The 15,307-nt window shown below is 67.1% G+C and carries 15 protein-coding genes and 2 tRNA genes; 11 read left to right on the top strand and 6 right to left on the bottom strand.

Features of this window, described 5'->3' with window-relative positions; all coding sequences use genetic code 11:
- The first annotated feature begins 100 nt into the window (after window positions 1–100).
- The 3 genes from ACW175_RS13930 to ACW175_RS13920 all read left to right on the top strand — a co-directional run bounded on the left by ACW175_RS13930 (window position 101) and on the right by ACW175_RS13920 (window position 3,028).
- On the top strand, window positions 101–1,315 hold the full coding sequence (locus ACW175_RS13930) for an acyl-CoA dehydrogenase family protein (RefSeq protein WP_492100645.1): 1,215 nt from the start codon (window positions 101–103) through the stop codon (window positions 1,313–1,315).
- A 69-nt stretch (window positions 1,316–1,384) separates the two neighbouring features.
- Entirely contained in the window at window positions 1,385–2,524 is a 1,140-nt protein-coding gene (locus ACW175_RS13925; RefSeq protein ID WP_492100644.1) for an acyl-CoA dehydrogenase family protein, read from the top strand.
- A gap of 366 nt (window positions 2,525–2,890) precedes the next feature.
- Window positions 2,891–3,028 carry a hypothetical protein gene (locus ACW175_RS13920; protein WP_492104967.1) on the top strand — a complete coding sequence of 46 codons (138 nt, stop codon included), beginning with the start codon at window positions 2,891–2,893 and terminating at the stop codon, window positions 3,026–3,028.
- A gap of 146 nt (window positions 3,029–3,174) precedes the next feature.
- On the opposite strand, the gene ACW175_RS13915 is transcribed toward ACW175_RS13920, so the two are convergent.
- Window positions 3,175–3,489: a DUF8200 family protein gene (locus ACW175_RS13915; RefSeq protein ID WP_492100643.1), complete on the bottom strand. Its 315-nt coding sequence runs from the start codon at window positions 3,487–3,489 to the stop codon at window positions 3,175–3,177.
- A 100-nt stretch (window positions 3,490–3,589) separates the two neighbouring features.
- Window positions 3,590–4,198 carry an LOG family protein gene (locus tag ACW175_RS13910; protein ID WP_492100642.1) on the bottom strand — a complete coding sequence of 203 codons (609 nt, stop codon included), beginning with the start codon at window positions 4,196–4,198 and terminating at the stop codon, window positions 3,590–3,592.
- A 60-nt stretch (window positions 4,199–4,258) separates the two neighbouring features.
- Here ACW175_RS13910 and ACW175_RS13905 point away from each other — a divergent pair, with 60 nt between their 5' ends.
- The 3 genes from ACW175_RS13905 to ACW175_RS13895 all read left to right on the top strand — a co-directional run bounded on the left by ACW175_RS13905 (window position 4,259) and on the right by ACW175_RS13895 (window position 7,427).
- Window positions 4,259–5,068, top strand: coding sequence for a hypothetical protein (locus tag ACW175_RS13905; protein ID WP_492100641.1), 810 nt, complete (start codon window positions 4,259–4,261; stop codon window positions 5,066–5,068).
- Window positions 4,999–6,927: an ABCB family ABC transporter ATP-binding protein/permease gene (locus ACW175_RS13900; RefSeq protein WP_492104966.1), complete on the top strand. Its 1,929-nt coding sequence runs from the start codon at window positions 4,999–5,001 to the stop codon at window positions 6,925–6,927. Before ACW175_RS13905 ends, ACW175_RS13900 begins: the two co-directional genes overlap by 70 nt.
- 62 nt (window positions 6,928–6,989) lie before the next feature.
- Entirely contained in the window at window positions 6,990–7,427 is a 438-nt protein-coding gene (locus tag ACW175_RS13895) for a VOC family protein (RefSeq protein ID WP_492100640.1), read from the top strand.
- A 3-nt stretch (window positions 7,428–7,430) separates the two neighbouring features.
- On the opposite strand, the gene ACW175_RS13890 is transcribed toward ACW175_RS13895, so the two are convergent.
- Window positions 7,431–7,811 carry a hypothetical protein gene (locus ACW175_RS13890; protein WP_492100639.1) on the bottom strand — a complete coding sequence of 127 codons (381 nt, stop codon included), beginning with the start codon at window positions 7,809–7,811 and terminating at the stop codon, window positions 7,431–7,433.
- A gap of 170 nt (window positions 7,812–7,981) precedes the next feature.
- Here ACW175_RS13890 and ACW175_RS13885 point away from each other — a divergent pair, with 170 nt between their 5' ends.
- From ACW175_RS13885 to ACW175_RS13875, 3 genes are all read left to right on the top strand, one after another.
- Entirely contained in the window at window positions 7,982–8,689 is a 708-nt protein-coding gene (locus ACW175_RS13885; RefSeq protein ID WP_492100638.1) for a glutathione S-transferase N-terminal domain-containing protein, read from the top strand.
- Between the two features lie 217 nt (window positions 8,690–8,906).
- A tRNA-Asn gene (locus ACW175_RS13880) sits at window positions 8,907–8,981 on the top strand.
- A gap of 158 nt (window positions 8,982–9,139) precedes the next feature.
- A tRNA-Asn gene (locus ACW175_RS13875) sits at window positions 9,140–9,214 on the top strand.
- A 91-nt stretch (window positions 9,215–9,305) separates the two neighbouring features.
- Here ACW175_RS13875 and ACW175_RS13870 read toward each other — a convergent pair.
- The 3 genes from ACW175_RS13870 to ACW175_RS13860 all read right to left on the bottom strand — a co-directional run bounded on the left by ACW175_RS13870 (window position 9,306) and on the right by ACW175_RS13860 (window position 12,836).
- Window positions 9,306–11,468 carry an amylo-alpha-1,6-glucosidase gene (locus tag ACW175_RS13870; RefSeq protein ID WP_492100637.1) on the bottom strand — a complete coding sequence of 721 codons (2,163 nt, stop codon included), beginning with the start codon at window positions 11,466–11,468 and terminating at the stop codon, window positions 9,306–9,308.
- A 15-nt stretch (window positions 11,469–11,483) separates the two neighbouring features.
- Window positions 11,484–12,557, bottom strand: coding sequence for a glycosyltransferase family 4 protein (locus ACW175_RS13865; RefSeq protein WP_492100636.1), 1,074 nt, complete (start codon window positions 12,555–12,557; stop codon window positions 11,484–11,486).
- Window positions 12,558–12,656: 99 nt separating this feature from the next.
- Window positions 12,657–12,836 (bottom strand): hypothetical protein, encoded by a 180-nt coding sequence (locus ACW175_RS13860; protein ID WP_492100635.1) that lies wholly within the window; start codon window positions 12,834–12,836, stop codon window positions 12,657–12,659.
- A 294-nt stretch (window positions 12,837–13,130) separates the two neighbouring features.
- Here ACW175_RS13860 and ACW175_RS13855 point away from each other — a divergent pair, with 294 nt between their 5' ends.
- Together ACW175_RS13855 and ACW175_RS13850 are read left to right on the top strand one after the other, a co-directional pair.
- Window positions 13,131–13,703 carry a protein-L-isoaspartate O-methyltransferase family protein gene (locus tag ACW175_RS13855; protein WP_492100634.1) on the top strand — a complete coding sequence of 191 codons (573 nt, stop codon included), beginning with the start codon at window positions 13,131–13,133 and terminating at the stop codon, window positions 13,701–13,703.
- Window positions 13,704–13,828: 125 nt separating this feature from the next.
- Window positions 13,829–15,292 (top strand): TolC family outer membrane protein, encoded by a 1,464-nt coding sequence (locus ACW175_RS13850; protein ID WP_492104965.1) that lies wholly within the window; start codon window positions 13,829–13,831, stop codon window positions 15,290–15,292.
- The last annotated feature ends 15 nt before the right edge of the window (window positions 15,293–15,307 follow it).

Here is a 15,307-nt window from a genome sequence, read left to right as displayed (position 1 = left end):
CGCTAACGTCATCTTTCCAAACGTTCGTTCGACATCTATCGTGGCGCCTGAAACGCAATAACGGCCTCCCGCAGAGGGGCCGATTGAACGGGAGCCCGCCATGAATCTGGACTTCTCGCCCGAGGACCTCGCCTTCCGCGACGAGGTGCGCGCCTTTATCGCCGAGAACTACCCGGCGGGCCTGCGCGAAAAGCAGGAAGAGGGCGAGGAGATGGCCAAGGAGGACTTCCTCTCCTGGCATCGCACCCTCGCCAAGAAGGGTTGGGTCGCCCCGGCCTGGCCGGAGAAGTACGGCGGTCCGGGCTGGACCTCGGTTCAGCGCTACATCTGGTCGGAAGAGACCGCCCGCGCCGACTGCGTGCCGATCCTGCCGTTCGGCATCAACATGGTCGGCCCGGTGATCTACACGTTCGGCACGCCCGAGCAGAAGGAACGCTTCCTGCCGCCGACCCTGTCGGGGGACATCTGGTGGTCGCAAGGCTACAGCGAGCCGGGCGCCGGTTCGGACCTGGCCAGCCTCAAGACCAAGGCCGAGCGCTTCGCCGGCGACGACGGCAAGGAATACTACCTGGTCAACGGCCAGAAGACCTGGACCACCCTGGCCCAGCACGGCGACTGGATCTTCTGCCTGGTCCGCACCGACCCGACCGCCAAGATCCAGGAAGGCATCTCGTTCCTGCTGATCGACATGAAGTCGCCGGGCGTGACCGTGCGGCCGATCATCACCCTGGGCGGCGAGCACGAGGTCAACGAGGTCTGGCTCGAGAACGTCAAGGTGCCGGTCGAGAACCGCATCTACGACGAGAACAAGGGCTGGACCTGCGCCAAGTTCCTACTGGCCCACGAGCGTAGCGGCATCGCCGGCGTCGCGCGCTCCAAGCGCGGCATCGAGCGCATCCGTCAGATCGCCTCGGCCGAGCTTTCGGATGACGGCGACGCGCTGATCAAGGATCCGATGTTCAAGCGCAAGGTCGCTGAGCTGGAGATCGACCTGACGGCGCTGGAATATACCGAGCTGCGCACGCTTGCCGGTGAAGCGGCCGGCAAGGGCCCCGGTCCGGAGTCGAGCGTCCTGAAGATCAAGGGCACCGAGATCCAGCAACGGATCACCGAACTGGTGCTGGAGGCCGCCGGCCACTACGGCGCGCCTTACTTCCGGGGCTTCCCGAAGGACGGCGACAACGCCCATCCGATCGGCCCGGACTTCGCCCACCGCGCGGCGCCGACCTATTTCAACGTCCGCAAGACGTCGATCTACGGCGGCTCCAACGAGATCCAGCGCAACATCATCGCCAAGATGGTGCTGGGGCTCTGAGTTCAACCAAGCCCCCCTCCCCGCGAGGGGGAGGGGAGACGGTCACAGAAGAATAGAGGAAACTCAGGGATGGATTTCAACTTCACCGAAGAGCAGTCGATGGTCCGCGACACGGTCGCGAGCTTCCTGCAGGACAAGTACGACTTCGAGACCCGCCGCAAGATCGTCGCCTCCGAGAGCGGCTGGCGCGCTGACTACTGGAAGGCCTTCGCCGAGGAGCTGGGCATCCTGGGCGCCTCGTTCAGCGAAGAGCTGGGCGGCCTGGGCGGCGGCGCCGTCGACAACATGATCATCATGGAGGAGTTCGGTAAGGCGCTGGTCATCGAGCCCTATCTCGGCTCGGTGGTGATCGGCGGCGGCTTCATGAAGCACTCGGGCTATGCGGGCGCGGCCTCGGTGATCGAGGGCATCGTCGGCGGAACCACGACCATCGCTTTCGCCTATGCCGAGCCGCAAGCCCGCTACACCTGGCAGGACCTGAAGACGACGGCCAAGAAGGACGGCTCGGGCTGGGTCCTCAACGGCCACAAGGCCGTGGTCGTCGGCGCGCCGTTCGCCTCGCACCTGATCGTCACGGCCCGCACGGGCGGCGCCCAGCGCGACGCTGGTGGCGTCGGCGTGTTCTTGATCGACAAAAACCTGCCGGGTGTCGTCACTCGCGATTACCCGACCGTCGATGGCAACCGCGCCTCGGAAGTCTATTTCGAGAACGTCTCGGTCCCGGCCGACGCGCTGATCTCCGAGGATGGCCTGGGTCTGGTCAACCAGGTGATCGACGAGGCCACCGCCGCTGTCGGCGCCGAGGCCGTGGGCGTGCTGCGCAAGCTGCATGAAGGCACGTTGGACTACGCCAAGCAGCGCAAGCAGTTCGGCACCTCGATCGCCAACTTCCAGGTGCTGCAGCACCGGATGGTCGACATGTTCATCGAGGTCGAGCAATCGGTGTCGATGATCTACATGGCGACCATCAAGGTCGACGAGAGCGCCGAGAAGCGCGCCAAGGCCGTGTCGGCCATGAAGGTCCGCATCGGCCGCGCCTGCAAGTTCGTGGGCCAGAACGCCATACAGATCCATGGCGGCATGGGCATGACCGACGAGCTGGCCATCGGCCACTATTTCAAGCGCGCCAGCCTGATCGAGGGCCTGTTCGGCTCGGTCGATCACCACCTGAAGCGCTATGAATCGCTGTCGTTCGACGCCGCGGCGTAAGCCCCGGGCGGCGACGCCCACGGACGATCGGCCGAACTGATGAAAATCGCCTGCGTCACGCCGACGCGGGCGATTTTTTTATGCGCCGCTCTGTTCGTCGCGTCGCATCCTGGAAAAACGGCTGGCCGTGCTAGCCCTTGTACGCAAAGGCTTTGCACGTAAGGAGGTGGGCGATATTTATCTGTATAAAGACTAAATCCGAGGCGCCGAAAAGCGGTTTGTCCGCACGCTGATATGATCCTTATACGGATAAAAATCGCTTGCGAATGCTGCTGTGGGGGCCACCTTTGTCGTCGACGCGCTGACGACTAGGAGGGTGAGAACCCCTGTAAGCCGCGCGCGTCTCCTGGTCCTAACGGCTAATGTCTGGGAGACGCCGCCATGAATGTATCGAAGATGAACCACGCCATGTTTTCGTTCGCCCTGATGGGCGGCATGCTGGTCGGAGGTCGGCCGAGTTCGAAGCCGCCCAAGTCGACGTCCACGAAGTCCGGACGGAAGTAAGCGCTTGAAGCGTTGGCGCGTGACGGTCGCCGAAACCGGCGCCCACTTTCGGCTGTCACGCGCGTAGCGGGTCCCACACCCTCAAGAAAAAGGCCTCCGCCGGTTCGCCGACGGAGGCCTTTGCTTTTCAACGCCCCGTGAAGGCCTCAGCTCTTCTTGGCGGCGGTGTTGCAGTCGGCGAGGCCGGCTTCGTCCAGCGACTTGCCGCGATAGCTGAACGCGGTCAGCTCGCCCACCTGGCCGGCCAGGCGGCGACAGGCGCGGGCGATCGGCAGCGACGGCACGGTAAGCGACGAGCAGGCGTCCTCCTTGCAGCGCCAGACCGAACCCTCGTGGATGAACTGTTCGGTGGTCGCTGCGGTCTTCAGCTTCAGCGAGGCGCTCTGGGTGTCGGCGGCGTTGGCCGAACCCGCGAACATCAGGGCGCAGGCCGTCAGGCCCGCGAAAACAGCGGTACGCATATCCTTGGTCTCCTATCCCCGCGCCGGATGGGAGTTCCGACGCACGAGCGCGCCGTTCGGCGAACGGTGTCTCAACCCCATAGTGCGTTTCTTTTGAAAACTAAGTCAATGGGCGAAGCGTGGCTGGAGCGCCGATCTGGTAGGTTTCTTCGTTCCAGGCCAGCAGGGCCGGCGTGACGTCCTCGGCTTTCTCGACCGAACGCCAGGCGTCGATCAGCGAGGGCGGGGTCAGGCGCGCTTCGATCGTGTGGCGGATCAGCGCGAAGAACGGATCCCAGAAACCGCCGGGGTTATGGAACACAATCGGCTTCTGGTGAAGATCTAAACGGCGCCAAGATAGCAATTCGACAATTTCTTCCAGGGTGCCGATGCCGCCGGGCAGTACGACGAACGAATCCGCCTGCTCGTACATCATCATTTTGCGCTCGTGCATGTTGTCGACGATCACGGTCTCGACGTCGTCGAACGGTTGCTCGCGACCGCGCAGGAAGGTCGGGATGACGCCCAGCACCGCCCCGCCGGCGGAGTGCGCCCCCCGGGCGGTCGCGCCCATCAGGCCCACGCCGCCGCCGCCATAGACCAGCTTCAGCCCCGCGCGGGCGAAGCTCTCGCCGATCGTGAAGGCGTCGGTGATGTAGCGCGGATCGGCGTCGTTGGAGGATCCGCAGTAGACGCAGACGGACCCCAGGCGGCTAGACTCGTTGGGCATCGTCGTCCACTCCACAAAAAAGGCGCGCGGTTTCGCGCGCCCGTTCCTATTTAAGGCCGCATGATCAGGATTCGTCTCCAGGCTTTCAAGTCGCCGGTCCTCAGCGTGAGCCTGGCTGCTCTGCTGCTGGCGGCCTGCGAGCCCGGCGCGCCGGTGGCGTCGAAGGCGGCGGCCGACAAGCCTGACAGCGCCGAGGCGGGCTATCTGGCCCCGCCGACCCTGGAGGCGGCGCGGCGCGGCCCCAACGGCGTCGTCATCTCGGGCCAGGGCGCGCCGGACGCCGATCTGCGCCTGGGCTCGCCGACGGGCGAGGTGATGATGGGCAAGGTCGACGCCCTGGGCCAGTGGAGCGTCACGGTGCCCAACGAAGCGGGCGTGCGCCTGTTTGGCCTGTCGTCCGTCCTCGACGGCCGCACCGTCCAGGCCGAGGGCTATGTGATGGTCGCCGACGGCGGCGAGGTCGCGCTGCTCAGAGCCGGGGCCGGCGCGCGCCGCCTGGCCGCCGAATCCAGTTCGCCACGTATCCTGACCGTCGATGTCGACCGCGAGGGCGGCGCCATGGTGTCGGGCGTCGCCGCCCCGGGCGCGGGGCTGAACGTCCGCGTCGACCGTGTCACCCGCGGCGGCGCTCGCACCGACGATGAGGGCCGTTTCGACATTTCGCTGACCGACGCGCTGACGCCAGGCGTTCACGATATCCAGGTGGCCGGGGAGGGCGGCGAGACCGCTATCGCCGTGGCCATCACGCCGGCCGCCCCCCTGGTCTACGGCCCTGTCCGCGCCGACCGTACGGCGGCGGGCTGGCGGATCGACTGGCTGACGCCGGGCGGCGGCATCCAGACCACCTACCTGATCGGTGGTTCGCGATGAGGGGTCTGGGTGGGCCGCCCTCCGCGGGCCGAACAGCCGTCCCCGGCGCGGTCGCCAAGGCCGACCAGCCGGTCCGCTTCTGGCGCGCCATGGGCGACCTCGTGCGGTTGGTGCTGCGCTCCGAGGCTCCGGGTCTGCACTGGCGCGTCACCGTCGCCCTGCTGCTGACCCTCACCGGCAAGGCGCTGGGCGTGCTGGCCCCGCTGATGCTGGGCAAGGCGGTCAATCAACTCTCTGCGGGGCAGAGCGCGGTCGTGTCCGTGACCTGGGCCTTCGCGGGCCTGGCGTGTGGCTGGGCTCTGGTGCGCTTCATCTCCGCCGCCGCGCCCCAGGCGCGCGACGCGGTCTTCACCCCGGTGGCCCAGGCCGCGCAGAATCGCGCGGCGGTCGAGACCTTCGCCCACGCCCTGTCGCTGTCGATCGACTTCCACCAGTCCAAGCGAACCGGCGCTCTGTCGCGAACGATCGATCGCGGCGCGCGGTCGATGGACTTTCTGCTGCGCGGCCTGGTGTTCAACGTCGCCCCGACCGGGGTGGAGCTGGTCATGGCGGCCATCGTCCTGGCCAAGGCCTACGACTGGCGGTTCGCCGCCGTGGCCCTGCTGACCGTGGCGATCTATGGCTATGCGACCTTCGCCATCTCCGACTGGCGGATCGGCCACCGCAGGGTGCTGAACGAGGCCGACGCCGAGGCCGCCGGCCGGGCGGTCGACGCGCTGCTCAACTATGAGACCGTCAAGTCGTTCGGCGGCGAAACACGGGCCGTGGCGGGCTACGGCAAGGCGCTGGACGTCTATGGCGACGCCCAGATCAAGTCGACCAATTCGCTGAACCTGCTGAACGTCGTGCAGTCGGCGGTGATGAGCGTGGGGCTGGGCGGCATGGCCGTGCTGGCCGGCGCTCAGGCCGCCGCCGGGAAGATCGGGCCAGGCGACGTGACCGCCGCCGTGCTGATCCTGATCAACCTCTACGCCCCGCTGAACATCCTGGGCTTCGCGTATCGCGAGATCCGCCAGTCGCTGATCGACATGGAGGCGATGCTGGAGCTGCGGCGCCAGACCGCCGACGTCGCCGACTCGCCCGACGCCCAGGATCTGCCGCCCTGCGCCGATCAGCGCGGCGGGGCGGTGGCCTTCGAGAACGTCTCGTTCCGCCATGGTGCGCGGTCCGAGGGATTGTCCGACGTCTCCCTGACCGTCGCGCCGGGCGCCACGGTGGCCATTGTCGGGCCGTCGGGCGCGGGCAAGACCACCCTGGTGCGCCTGGCGCTTCGGATGATCGATCCGCAGGAGGGCCGCGTCACCCTGGACGGCCACGACCTGCGCGATCTCAAGCAGGCTTCGCTGCGCCGCGCCGTGGCCCTGGTCCCGCAGGACGTGGCTTTGTTCAACGACACCCTCGCCGCCAACATCGCCTTCGCGCGGCCCGGCGCCGGCGAGGCCGAGGTCTGGGCGGCGGCGGAGGCCGCGGAACTGGGCGAGTTCATCCGCGGCCTGCCCGAGGGCATGGACACCAAGGTCGGCGAGCGCGGCCTGAAGCTCTCCGGCGGCGAGCGCCAGCGGGTCGGCATCGCCCGGGCCCTGCTGGCCGAGCCGCGCGTGCTGATCCTGGACGAGGCCACCAGCGCCTTGGACAGCCGCACCGAGGCGGCGATCCAGGCGACCCTGCGCAAGGCCAGGGCAGGGCGCACCACCCTGGTCGTGGCCCACAGGCTGTCGACCATCGCCGACGCCGACGAGATCGTGGTGTTGCGCCGGGGCAAGATCGTCGAGCGCGGCCGCCACGAGGGCTTGCTGGAGGCCGGGGGCGAGTACGCCGCCCTATGGCGTCGCCAGACCCGAGAGCGCGAGCCCGTTTAGTGGATTTCGTCGGCGCGGACCGAGGTCTATATCGACACCGGTTTCTCTGAAGGAGCTTCGCTTTGCGCTATCTGCACACCATGGTCCGCGTCCGCGATCTTGACGCCTCGCTGCGGTTCTATCGCGACGGCCTGGGCCTCCAGGAAGCCTACCGGATGGAGAACGAGAAGGGCCGCTTCACGCTGGTGTTCCTGGCCGCGCCCGAGGACGTCGAGCTGGCCAAGGAGCGCAAGGCTCCGCTGGTCGAGCTGACCTACAATTGGGACGACGAAGCGTATACGGGCGGTCGCAACTTCGGCCACCTGGCCTATCGCGTCGACGACATCTACGAGACCTGCCAGCGCCTGATGGATATGGGCGTGACCATCAACCGCCCGCCGCGCGACGGTCACATGGCCTTTGTCCGCTCGCCGGACGGCATCTCGATCGAGCTGCTGCAGGACGGCAACCTGCCCGCCGCCGAGCCTTGGGCCTCGATGCCCAACACCGGCGCCTGGTAGACTCTACGCCCGGGTCCTGGCCATCTCTTCCAGTCGCCGGCGCGGGGCGTCGGCGATGCCTGTCCACAGGATGCGGGCCAGCTCCAGGCGATAGGCGGTGGCGTAGCCGGTGACGAACATCGAGGCCACGCCGTCCGTCAGGGCGCGGCTGAGGTCCTTTCGGGCCAGGATGGCCTTGCGGTCGACCGGGGCGTTGGTGTCGGAGGCCGCGACCCGCTTGTCGAGTTCGATCGCCGCGTGGACGGCCAGGTTCACCAGGGCCGGCAGTTGGCTGATGTCGCCGCGCGGCTTGGCGCGCACGCCGCCGCTGGGCGCGAGGTCGAAGTCCAGCGTCCCCGCCACGCGTTCCAAGGTGGTCGGCCAGTGATCATCGGCGGTCGTCATGGTGAAGTTCGCCCCCCCGAGCGTGTTTCGCGCTCTCGGATAGCGATGTTCGCGATCGGGTCAAATGGCCCAAAGCATCGCTTCCTCGTTTTGAGTTGCCTCTGGAAAACCGGCGCGGCGGCGCCCAAATGCAACCGGCGCCGTTACGAGCGCTGTGAACGAGGTTTCCGATGTCGGATCTGTCCGCCTTCAAGATCACTCAGCGCTGGCCGGCCCAGCATCCCGACCGGATCCAGCTCTATTCGCTGCCGACGCCCAACGGGGTGAAGGTGTCGATCATGCTGGAGGAGACCGGCCTGGCCTATGAGCCGCATCTGATCGACATCGGCGCCAACGAGACCTGGGGGCCGGAATACCTGTCGCTGAACCCGAACGGCAAGATCCCGGCGATCATCGATCCGCACGGCCCCGGGGGCGAGCCGCTGGGCCTGTTCGAAAGCGGCGCGATCCTGGTCTATCTCGCCGAGAAGACCGGCAAGTTCCTGCCCGCCGATCCGGCGGCGCGCTACGAGACCCTGCAGTGGGTGATGTTCCAGATGGCGGCGATCGGCCCGATGTTCGGCCAACTGGGGTTCTTCCACCGCTTCGCCGGCAAGGACTACGAGGACAAGCGGCCGCGCGATCGCTACGTCGCCGAGAGCAAGCGCCTGCTGGGTGTGCTGGAGGATCGCCTGGCGACCCGCGCCTGGATCATGGGCGACGACTACACCATCGCCGACATCGCCACCTTGGGCTGGGTGCGCAATCTCGTGGGCTTCTACGGAGCGGGCGAACTGGTCGATTGGGCGTCGCTGAAGCATGTGCCGCGCTGGCTGGAGGCGGGCCTGGCTCGGCCGGCCGTCCAGCGCGGCCTGGAGATCCCCAAGCGCCCCGGATGATCGGGGCGCGACGCCTGCGACCAAATGGCGGGTGCGCCTGAAATTAAGGTCTGATTAACCATAAAGTCCGAGTTTCGGGGCGTCTTCTTTGGAAGGCGCATCACCATCACTGACTTTCAACAGCCCGGCCACAAGCCGGGCTGCTTTTTTGAAATTCGGTGCTTGCATCGGTGCGGTGAGGCGGCTATCACGCGGCCTCTTCTTGAGAGCGACCTGTTCCGCGGTAGCTCAGTGGTAGAGCAGCCGGCTGTTAACCGGCTGGTCGTAGGTTCGAGTCCTACCCGCGGAGCCACTCTTCTTCCTCGCTCGGTCGAAGATTTCCCACATCTGAATAGTGTCGCGTCGGTGGCTTTTCGCCATGCGCTTCTTGATCGAAGCGTTAGCGATTTCGCCGCTTGCGTCGACTCGACGAGGCGGCTATCAACCGGCCTCTTCTTGAGAGCGACCTGTTCCGCGGTAGCTCAGTGGTAGAGCAGCCGGCTGTTAACCGGCTGGTCGTAGGTTCGAGTCCTACCCGCGGAGCCACTCTCTCGGACTTGCGAACGGCGAAGTTCCGCCGTTGCAAGTCGAGAGGCGCTCCGAAGACTTTCCAAAGCTTGAGCTTTAGCCCTTGGGTTCAATCCCAAGACGGTTTGGATCGGATGATCAACGGCACGTCACCTTCCGTGCGCACGGCAACGCGTTCGCCCTGGCGCTCGAAGATCAGGTCGACGGTCAGGGCGCCCACGCGCAGGCGTTCGACGGCGAGGCGGTCGATGCCGATCGGCAGGCGCGGGTCGACCAGGACGATCTCGCCGCGATTGGCGTCGATCGTGATCCCCAGGCAGGCCTGGAGCATCATGAACACCGAGCCCGCCGCCCAGGCCTGGGGCAGGCAGGCGACCGGATAGGCCACCGGCGGCTCGCCCGGCGAGCGCGGGAAGCCACAGAAGAGTTCAGGCAGGCGCATGCCCATACGGCTGGCGGTCTCGAAGAGGTCCGCCGTCAGGTTGACCACGCCATCGCGCTCGCCGTAGCGGGACAGGCCCATGACGCACAGAGCCGTATCGTGCGGCCAGACCGAGCCGTTGTGGTAGCTGATCGGATTGAACCGGGCCTCGCCGGTCGCCAGCGTCCGCACGCCCCAGCCGGAGTTGAAGCTGGCCGACAGCAGCTGGTCGCTGACCTTGCGGGCCCGCTCGGGCGAGGGCAGGCCGCAGAACAGCAGATGGCCCGGATTGGACGACAGCGTCCGGCACAACTGGCCCTGGCCGTCGACGGCGATGCCGTAGAAGCCGCGCTCGTCCATCCAGAACAGCTTTTCGACCTTCTCGCGAAGGGTTTCGGCCTTTTGCCTCCAGAGCGCGGCCTGGCCGATTTCGTTGCGGCGTTCAGCCAGGCGGGCCATCCCGCGATAGGCCGCGAAGGCATAGCCCTGAACCTCGACCAGAGCGATCGGGCCCGTGGGATATCGACCGTCGGTGTGGAAGACGGAGTCTTCGCTGTCCTTCCAGCCCTGGTTGGAGAGGCCGCTATCCTGGCCGCGGGCGTAGTCGATGAGGCCGTCGCCGTCGCTATCGCCGTCGTTCTCGATCCAGTGCATGGCCTTTTCGAGCGCCGGCCACAGTTCGTCGATCAGGGCGTCGTCGCCGGTCCGCTCCTGGTAGGCGCCGGCCAGGGCCACGAACAGCGGCGTGGTGTCGACCCCGCCGTAGTATCGGCCGAACGGCACCTCGCCCAGCGCGGGCATCTCGCCCTTGCGGGTCTCGTGCATGATCTTGCCGGGCGCGCTGTCGCGGAAGGTCGAGCGCTCCTGAGCCTGGTGGGCGGCCAGATAGCGCAGGACGCCCTTGGCCAGGGACGGCTCGAACCACAGGATCTGCCAGGCGGTGATGATCGCGTCGCGCCCGAAGGCGGTCGAGAACCAGGGGATGCCGGCATAGGGGTATGGGCCGGTCTCCATCCGGGTAGTCAGCAGGGCGAGATCCGCTCGCGACTTGCCCAGCCATTCATTGAACAGGCGACCGGAGCTGTTCAGCCGCGCGCCATGGCGGCGGCGGGCGCGCATGTCCCAGCGGGCGCGGGCGGCGGCGTCGCGGAATCGCTCCCGGCTGGGAATATGGCCGTCGACGACGCCGATCTCGATATAGAGCTCGGTCTGGCCCTCGGCGTGCAGCGAGAACATGAACTCGGCCTTGCGGGCCGAGAGGCGGAAGGGCGCGTCCGAGAAGGCGATGAATGAGGTTCGTACGACGTCGTCAAGCCCGAGATAGCTGAAGGCGACTCTCCGGCCGTCGACGTGCGGCGGTCGCTTGATCCCCCGCTTGGCGCGATGGCTGCCGCGCACCTCGAACATGTCGCGGAAGTCGGCGTCGAACTCGATGGTCATCGGCAACAGCACGGTGTCGCGACTGTAGTTGACGCAGCGAATGCGCTCGAACAGGCGCTCGCCCCACAGGAAGCGCTTGCGCTCGATGTGCAGCACGCCGGGAGGCCCCATCCGTTCGCCGGGATAGGGCAGGGCCTGGTTGGTGCTGTTGCAGGTGAAGAAGACGTTATCGTGAGCGACCGCGGCCGAAAGCAGCGACGGCAAGCGGCCGCCCAGGGTCAGCCGGTAGAGCGACAGGATGCGGGTGTCGTTGTGGAACAGCCCATCGCCCTGGCCGGCGATGTCGCCGAACTCGTCGGCGACGATGAAGGTATCCTTATCCTTGAGCGCATAGAGATTTTGCGGCGCGCGGACCTCCGCCGTCACGCCGTAGTCGACCGGCGCCTCCATGGCCGGTGCAAGACTCTCCATGGCCCCTCCTTCAATTCATGCGCTAGCCGCCATATCGACCAAGGACGGATAAACAGCCGCGCCGCCACACAGCCGCTCGTAAAGGGCGACGTAGCGGCGGGCCATCGCCTCGGACGAGAACCGTTCCTCGAAACGCGCGCGGACACGCTTTCGATCCAGCTTTTCGGCGCGAAGAATGGCGTCGGCGGCCTCGTCGTCATTGTTGACGATGAAGCCGGTAAGGCCGTCTTCGATGACCTCTGGCACCGATCCGCAGGCATAGGCGACCACGGGCGTGCCGCAGGCCATGGCCTCGATCATCACCAGGCCGAAGGGCTCGGGCCAGTCGATCGGGAAGAGCAGGGCGTCCGCCCCGCCCAGGAAGGCCGACTTGTCGCCGTCGCCAATCTCGCCGACGAACTCGATCAACGGCTCGTCCTTGATCATCGGCGCGATGACCTCGTCGTAGTAGGCGCGGTCGGCGGGATCGACCTTGGCGGCGATCTTCAGGCGCTTGCCCAGGCGCCTGGCCAGGTTGATGGCGCGGTCGGGACGCTTCTCGGGCGAGATGCGGCCCAGGAAGGCCAGGTATCCCTCGCTCTTTTCCGAGAAGGCGTAGATGTCGGCGTTCATGCCGTGATGGACGGTGCCGGCCCAGTTGGCGAAGGGCAGGGGGCGGCGTTGGTCGTCGCTGATCGAGACCAGCGGAAACTGCGGCCAGCGCTTGTAGACGGCGGGCAAGTCCTTGAGGTCCAGCCGGCCGTGCAGGGTGGTCAGTGTGTTCTTGGCGCGGTCGGCGAAGAACGGGAACTGCACCATGTCGGTATGGAAGTGGACGATGTCGAACTGATCGGCCAGGGCCCGCACCTCCGCCAGCTGGGTCAGGTGGGCGGCGAGATCGGACTTGAGGGGGGCGGGGTCGAGCCGAATGGCCTGGTCGCGGACGGCGATCAGCCGGGCCTTGGTCTGGGCCTCGGCGCTTGCGAACAGCGTGACCTCGTGGCCGAGATCGACGAGGGCGTCGGTCAGGTGGGCGACGACCCTCTCGGTGCCGCCGTAGAGGCGCGGCGGAACAGCCTCGTACAGGGGAGTGACTTGGGCGATCTTCATGGCGCGAACCTTGACGGGGGGAACTGGAACGCGGCGCGAGTCCGCCCCAGATCAGTTCCGATCGCCGCTATTGGTTCCGCAGCTCGCCCTTTTCCGGCCTCAATGGGGTTGAGCGCGTTTCTGCGGTTGCGCCTGGCGTTCGCGTTCCAGCCGCTGGTTCCGCTGCCGGCGGCGATAGCGGCCATAGAGCTTGCGGCCGACCGAAGCCAGGCGGGGCAGGAAATAGATCACGATCAGGGCACAGATCGTCGCCACGATCACAACGGGCGCACTCAGCATGGCGGTTTCCTACGAAGCCTAGTGTTCAGGCTTCCTCCCCAATCGACGGCGGCGCCTTCGATGGCCGCATATTTACCATACGGCGAGGCTGATCAATCAAGGTTACGTGACAGTCGCCGTCATTCGTTCTGATGACCGCCTTTTGATCTTTTCGGCCATGTCTTCCGAGGGCTATGTCGCTTTTAAGGCGCTCACAGGAGGATAGCTGTGACGACGCGGCCTCCGATCGCATTGCGTTTCGGCCGGGCGCGGACCTATAAGCCTGCTCGAAAGTCCAGTCCTTCGAGGGATTCCATGAGCACCGACTTCGCCGCCGCGCGGCTGAACATGGTCGAGAGCCAAATTCGCACCGCCGACGTCACTGACCTGCCGCTGCAGGACGCCCTGCGGGTGGTGGCGCGCGAAAGCGTCGTGCCGGCTTCGAAGGGCTATCTGGCCTATGCCGACGCCGACATCGAGTACGCGCCCGGCCGGTGGCTGCTGCGCCCCCGTGAATTGGGCAAGTTGCTGCAGACGCTCAAGCCCCGCGAAGGCGAAAAGGCCCTGGCCATCGCCGCGCCCTACGCGGCGACCGTGCTCGAGACCATGGGTCTGGCCGTCACCCGCCTTGAGGGCGACGACCTGACGGCCGTGCCGGCCGGTTCCTATGACGTGATCATCTGCGAAGGCGCGGTCGCGGCGGCTCCGAAGGCCTGGCGGGACGCCCTGGCCCTTGGCGGCCGCCTGGGCGTCGTCGAGCGCACCGGCCCGGTCGGCCGGGCGGCTATTTATCTGCGCGCCGAGGACGGCGTTGGCCGTCGCCAAGCCTTCGACGCCTCGCCGCCGATGCTGGCCGGTTTCGAGGTCGAGACCGGGTTCAGCTTCTAAACACCCTTGGGCGATAGCCTGCCGCAACGTCTGCGTGAAAAAAGCTTAACTAGCGGCTTCTGGCGGCTGGACTTACACGCGGTCATATTGTGGCGAGCGCGCGCTGCGCGGGGATTGGGGATAGAATTTTGATGTCGAACCGTCGACGGGCCGGGCTCCTGGCCGCCGCTTGCTGCGCCAGCCTGCTGGCCGGCGCGTTTTCCGCTGCTCACGCTGACACGTTGGCCGACGCGATCGCCCTGGCCTATCAGACCAATCCGACGCTGCAGCAGCAGCGCGCCAGCGCCCGCATCACCGACGAGGGCGTCGTGCAGGCCAAGTCGGGCTTCCGCCCGACGGTCGGCGCCGTGCTCGACGTGACCGGCGCGAACGTCAACCCGGCCGGCTCCGGCGCCACGATCAAGTCCTCGGGCAGCAGCGCCACGGTCTCGGTGACCCAGCCGCTCTACACCGGCGGCCGCGCCAGCGCGACGCTCAGCGCCGCCGAGGCCGACGTTCTGTCGGCCCGCGAAAGCCTGCGCTCGGTCGAACAGAATGTGCTCGTCAACGTCGTTCAGGCGTATGTCGACGTCCGCCGCGACCAGGAACGCCTGCGCATCGCCAAGGAGAACGTCGCGGTCCTGCAGCGTCAGCTCGACGAATCCAACGCCCGCTTCGACGTGGGCGAGATCACCCGCACCGACGTCGCCCAGTCGCAGGCGCGCCTGGCCGCCGCCAAGGCCGGTCTCTCGGGCGCCCAGGCCCAGCTGGAAGTCAGCCGCGCCGGTTACGCCGCCGTCGTCGGCCAGACCGCCGGCGACCTGGCCCCGGAGCCGACCCTGGCCAGCTTGCTGCCCGCTTCGGTCGACCAGGCCTTCGAAGCCGCTCAGACGACCAATCCCGGCGTAACCTCGGCCAGGTACAACGAAGAGGCCGCCGCCGCCCGCGTGGCCGTGGCCAAGGCCGGCTATCGTCCGACGATCTCGGCCCGCGCGGGCATCGGCTTCGACGCCGGCCGCACATCGGGCGTCGGCAGCCAGTTCGACGACTATTCACGCACGGTTTCAGGCGCGGTCACCGCCACGGTGCCGATCTTCGCCGGCGGCCTGACGACCTCGCAGGTCCGCGCCGCCACCGAGCGCGAGAACGCCGCCCGCGGCGCCACGGAAAGCGCCAAGCGCACGGCGATCCAGCAGGTCTCCAACGCCTGGAGCAATCTGCTGGCCTCGCGCGCCCAGCTGGGGTCGAACGAGGAACAGGTCCGCGCCACCCGCATCGCCTTCGAGGGCGTGCGCCAGGAGCAGCAGGTCGGCCTGCGCACCACGCTGGACGTGCTGAACGCCCAGCTGGAACTGTCGAACGCCGAGCTGGCCTTGGTCAGCGCCCGTCGCGACGAATACGTGGCCAGCGCCGTCGTCCTGCAGGCCATGGGCCAGCTGGACGTCAACAAGCTGTCGACGGGCACGACCGCCTACGACCCCAAGGCCTCCTACAATCGCGTGACGCACAGCGTGGGCTGGGTGCCGTGGGAGCCGGTGGTCCAGGCGATCGACAAGGTCGGCGCGCCCTCGACGAGGTCATCCTCCAGCGGCGTGGCGGCCTCCAAGTAGCCTTAACCCCGCGTC

It is taken from the genome of Caulobacter sp. FV1ye6ST (assembly GCF_058681225.1).
This window is presented reverse-complemented; position numbering and strand designations above follow the sequence as displayed.

Coding starts and splice junctions, on each gene's coding strand:
- ACW175_RS13930 (WP_492100645.1), top strand. CDS start 101: ATGAATCTGGACTTCTCGCCCGAGGACCTCGCCTTCCGCGACGAGGTG.
- ACW175_RS13925 (WP_492100644.1), top strand. CDS start 1,385: ATGGATTTCAACTTCACCGAAGAGCAGTCGATGGTCCGCGACACGGTC.
- ACW175_RS13915 (WP_492100643.1), bottom strand. CDS start 3,489: ATGCGTACCGCTGTTTTCGCGGGCCTGACGGCCTGCGCCCTGATGTTC.
- ACW175_RS13910 (WP_492100642.1), bottom strand. CDS start 4,198: ATGCCCAACGAGTCTAGCCGCCTGGGGTCCGTCTGCGTCTACTGCGGA.
- ACW175_RS13905 (WP_492100641.1), top strand. CDS start 4,259: ATGATCAGGATTCGTCTCCAGGCTTTCAAGTCGCCGGTCCTCAGCGTG.
- ACW175_RS13890 (WP_492100639.1), bottom strand. CDS start 7,811: ATGACGACCGCCGATGATCACTGGCCGACCACCTTGGAACGCGTGGCG.
- ACW175_RS13885 (WP_492100638.1), top strand. CDS start 7,982: ATGTCGGATCTGTCCGCCTTCAAGATCACTCAGCGCTGGCCGGCCCAG.
- ACW175_RS13870 (WP_492100637.1), bottom strand. CDS start 11,468: ATGGAGAGTCTTGCACCGGCCATGGAGGCGCCGGTCGACTACGGCGTG.
- ACW175_RS13865 (WP_492100636.1), bottom strand. CDS start 12,557: ATGAAGATCGCCCAAGTCACTCCCCTGTACGAGGCTGTTCCGCCGCGC.
- ACW175_RS13860 (WP_492100635.1), bottom strand. CDS start 12,836: ATGCTGAGTGCGCCCGTTGTGATCGTGGCGACGATCTGTGCCCTGATC.
- ACW175_RS13855 (WP_492100634.1), top strand. CDS start 13,131: ATGAGCACCGACTTCGCCGCCGCGCGGCTGAACATGGTCGAGAGCCAA.